We start from the raw sequence: 3,622 nt of genomic DNA, 5'->3' as shown, positions 1-3,622 counted from the left end.
AGATGGCCTTGAAGCCTGCATGCTTCGCGAGCAGCGCGTGATTCGCATTGATCGCGCCGACCACCTGAAGCGGTTTCTCTTCGGCGACTGCGGCGTGGAAGCGGGCGCCTGCAGTGGCGGATTGGGTAAGGGTGTTCATTTCATCGTCTCCGGAAAATGCGCGACCTTTCGCAAGGAGTGGGCCAGCATCTTCAGGTTGCGACCAACCCCATGATTTCATTGGATTCCGAGATCGAAAGCTGACATGCGGCGATTTCAGTTCCGCAATTTCGCATTTCAGAATCGGATTGCCGATGAGCCGCGCTATGCTTACACAATCGTCGCGGCTTTTCCTCCAGACCATGCATCCGTCAGGCTCGACCGTACCGATGTCGCTCGTGAACGGCTTCCTCGCAGGCGTGGGGATGGAGCCTTCTGTCGTCGAGCGTCACCTCGGCACCGCGAACATTCCACGCGAACTGCTTGCGCAACCCGACGCGCGCGTTACCGAAGCGCAATTCTCGACGCTCTATCGCGCGCTTGCCCTCGAACTCGATGACGAGATGCCCGGCGTCTTCTCGCGCCCGCTACGCAGCGGCACACTGAAGTTCCTCTGTCTTGGCCTGCTCGATGCGCCGAACCTCGAAACCGCGATGCACCGGTTCGGCCAGTTCTTCCATATCGTGCTGGATGATTTCCGGTTCGAGTCGCGCCGCGGCGGCATGATCGCGGAGCTATCGTTGCGGCCCGGTTCGCCACATTCGACGCTTAGCGTGCTCGGGCAGGAATTGATGCTCAAGCTCGCGCACGGCGTCGCGTCCTGGTTGATCGGGCAACGAATTCCACTCTTGCAGGTGCAGTTTGCGTTTGCTCGTCCACAACGCGAGCGGGAGTACCTGTATCTGTTTTCCGGGCCCGTCGAATTCGATCGTGAGCAGACGTCGTTGCGATTTAGCAGCGTGTTCTTCGATATGCCGGTTCGACAGCGCAAAGCCAATCTGCGCAAATTTCTCGATCGCGCGCCCGAAGACTGGATCTTCGTATCCTTCAGGGAGCAGCTGTTCGGCTATCGCGTGCGCGAGCAGATGGCGTGCTGTCTTCCCGATGCGCCGACCATCGACGAAGTCGCACAGAATCTTCATTGTTCGGTGCGAACGCTATGTCGGCGCCTCGCGGCCGAAGGCACCGCTTTCCAGACGCTGAAGGACGAATTGCGCCGCGATATCGCGATTCAACGTCTGACCGGCACGCGCGACGCGATCACCGCGATCGCATCTGATGTGGGCTTTGGCGATGCGACTGCGTTTCACCGCGCGTTCCGCCACTGGACAGGTAGTACACCGGCCGCGTATCGCCGCGGCGCCTGACACACCGCCTCCATTGCGCACGTGCCGCGGGATTCGCCTGGCAGGATATGTCAATAGAAGGTCCTGCTTCGCCAATGAGCGGTGGCCATTCCGGCGATACGATTCGTCCCACGTTGCCCTTGCTCCTTTTGTCGAGCCCAGGGCAGATCCTGATCAATCGGACAACTGGACGAATCGAAATGAGTTACAAGGCACCGCTCAAAGACATGATGTTTGCGATGGGCGAACTGGCAGGCATCGATCGCCTGTCGGCGCTGCCCGGCTTTGAAGACGCGACGCGCGACACTGCACAGGCGGTGCTCGACGAGGCCGCTCGCTTCACCGAAGGCGTGCTCGCACCGTTGAATGCGGAGGGCGACAAGCATCCGAGCACATGGAAAGACGGCGTGGTCACCGCGTCGCCGGGTTTCAAGGACGCGTTCCGTCAATTCGCGGAAGGCGGCTGGCAGGGTTTGCAACACCCGTCCGTGTACGGCGGTCAGAACTTGCCGAAGCTGCTGGCCACACCCTGCATCGAGATGCTGAACGCGTCGAACCTGTCGCTTGCGTTGTGCCCGCTGCTGACGGATGGTGCGATCGAGGCGCTGCTGACCGCAGGCAGCGAAACGCAGAAGGCGATCTATGTGCCGAAGCTTATCTCCGGCGAATGGACGGGCACGATGAACCTCACGGAGCCGCAAGCCGGCTCTGACCTCGCGCTGGTGCGTACCCGTGCCGAGCCGCAAGCTGACGGCTCCTATCGCATCTTCGGCACGAAGATTTTCATCACCTGGGGTGAGCACGACATGGCCGGCAATATCGTGCATCTCGTTCTCGCGCGCACGCCGGACGCACCGGAAGGCGTGAAGGGTATTTCGCTTTTTATCGTGCCGAAGTTCATGGTCGGCGACGACGGGTCACCTGGTGTGCGTAATGACGTGCACTGCGTGTCGATCGAACACAAGCTCGGGATCAAGGCGAGCCCCACCGCGGTGCTGCAATTCGGCGATCACGGCGGTGCGGTGGGTCATCTGGTCGGCGAAGAAAATCGCGGCCTCGAATATATGTTCATCATGATGAATGCGGCGCGCTTCGGGGTTGGCATGCAGGGCATCGCCGTGTCGGAGCGCGCGTATCAGAAGGCAGCCGAATACGCGAAGGAGCGTGTGCAGAGCCGGCCGGTCGATGGCTCGGCGAAGCAGTCGGTGACGATCATCCGGCATCCCGATGTGCGCCGCATGCTGCTGACAATGCGTGCGTTGACCGAAGGTGCGCGCAGCCTTGCGTATGTCGCCGCTGCTTATTCCGATCTCGGTCATCAGCATCCGGACGAAGCGCAGCGCGCGCCGCATCAGGCGATTTACGAGTATCTGGTGCCGATCGTGAAGGGCTGGAGCACCGAGATGTCGCTCGAAGTGACGAGCCTCGGCGTTCAGGTTCACGGCGGCATGGGCTTTATCGAAGAAACGGGCGCAGCACAGTACTACCGCGATGCACGCATCCTGCCGATTTACGAAGGCACGACCGCAATCCAGGCCAACGACCTGGTGGGCCGCAAGACGCTGCGCGATGGCGGTGCGGTCGTCGCTGGCCTGCTCACGGAGATTGACCGGACGCTGGCTGAGTTGCACGTGCATCCGTCGTTCCGCACGAGCGGCGCGTTCCAGTCGATGCATCGCCATCTGCACGCGGGACGGGATGCGTTGCAGAAGTCTGTGCGCTTCGTCGTCGACCATGCGAAGCGTGAGCCGAATGCGGTATTCGCGGGCAGTGTGCCGTATCTGATGCTCGCGGGCATTGTGCTTTCGGGCTGGCAAATGGCGCGCTCGCTGATCATCGCTGCGGACAAGCGCGCCGACGACGCGTCCTTCTACGACACGAAGATCGCAACCGTGCATTGCTACGCGACGCAAGTGCTGCCGCGCGCAATGGCACTCGAAGCCGCGGTTACCGCGGGGCTTTGCGCCGACGGCGTGCCGATGCTGGATGAAGACCAGTTCTGAATACCGCGCATTCTCGCGGTAGCGGAAAACCTTCGCTTCACGTGACTTGATGCACGTGCGGCACGCGGGACGACGGTTTTGCGCAAGCAGCGAGCGTCGCTCAACATGAAATCTGGAGGAAAGACAGATGAAGATACTCGTACCCGTAAAGCGCGTGGTCGATTACAACGTGAAGGTGCGCGTGAAATCGGACAACACAGGCGTGGACATTGCGAACGTAAAGATGTCGATGAACCCGTTCGACGAAATCGCGGTGGAAGAAGCGGTGCGGCTGAAGGAAGCGGGCGTCGCGAC

The 3,622-nt window shown here is 61.0% G+C and carries 2 protein-coding genes and 2 pseudogenes; 3 read left to right on the top strand and 1 reads right to left on the bottom strand.

Going from position 1 to position 3,622, the window contains the following annotated elements; genetic code table 11:
• Window positions 1-139: pseudogene (gene prpB, locus BX592_RS33515) on the bottom strand (methylisocitrate lyase); the annotation flags it as partial.
• 202 nt (window positions 140-341) lie between these two features.
• Here prpB and BX592_RS33510 point away from each other — a divergent pair.
• The 3 genes and pseudogenes from BX592_RS33510 to BX592_RS33500 all read left to right on the top strand — a co-directional run.
• Window positions 342-1,346 (top strand): AraC family transcriptional regulator, encoded by a 1,005-nt coding sequence (locus tag BX592_RS33510; RefSeq protein ID WP_134197618.1) that lies wholly within the window; start codon window positions 342-344, stop codon window positions 1,344-1,346.
• A gap of 179 nt (window positions 1,347-1,525) precedes the next feature.
• Window positions 1,526-3,328, top strand: a complete 1,803-nt coding sequence (locus BX592_RS33505) for an acyl-CoA dehydrogenase (RefSeq protein WP_134197617.1) — start codon at window positions 1,526-1,528, stop codon at window positions 3,326-3,328.
• 127 nt (window positions 3,329-3,455) lie between these two features.
• Window positions 3,456-3,622: pseudogene (locus BX592_RS33500) on the top strand (electron transfer flavoprotein subunit beta/FixA family protein); the annotation flags it as partial.

Source organism: Paraburkholderia rhizosphaerae, assembly GCF_004366595.1.
GTDB classification, from domain to species: Bacteria; Pseudomonadota; Gammaproteobacteria; order Burkholderiales; family Burkholderiaceae; genus Paraburkholderia; species Paraburkholderia rhizosphaerae.
The sequence above is the reverse complement of the archived record's forward strand: the minus strand, read 5'-3'. Positions and strand labels throughout refer to the sequence as shown.

Coding starts and splice junctions, on each gene's coding strand:
- BX592_RS33510 (WP_134197618.1), top strand. CDS start 342: ATGCATCCGTCAGGCTCGACCGTACCGATGTCGCTCGTGAACGGCTTC.
- BX592_RS33505 (WP_134197617.1), top strand. CDS start 1,526: ATGAGTTACAAGGCACCGCTCAAAGACATGATGTTTGCGATGGGCGAA.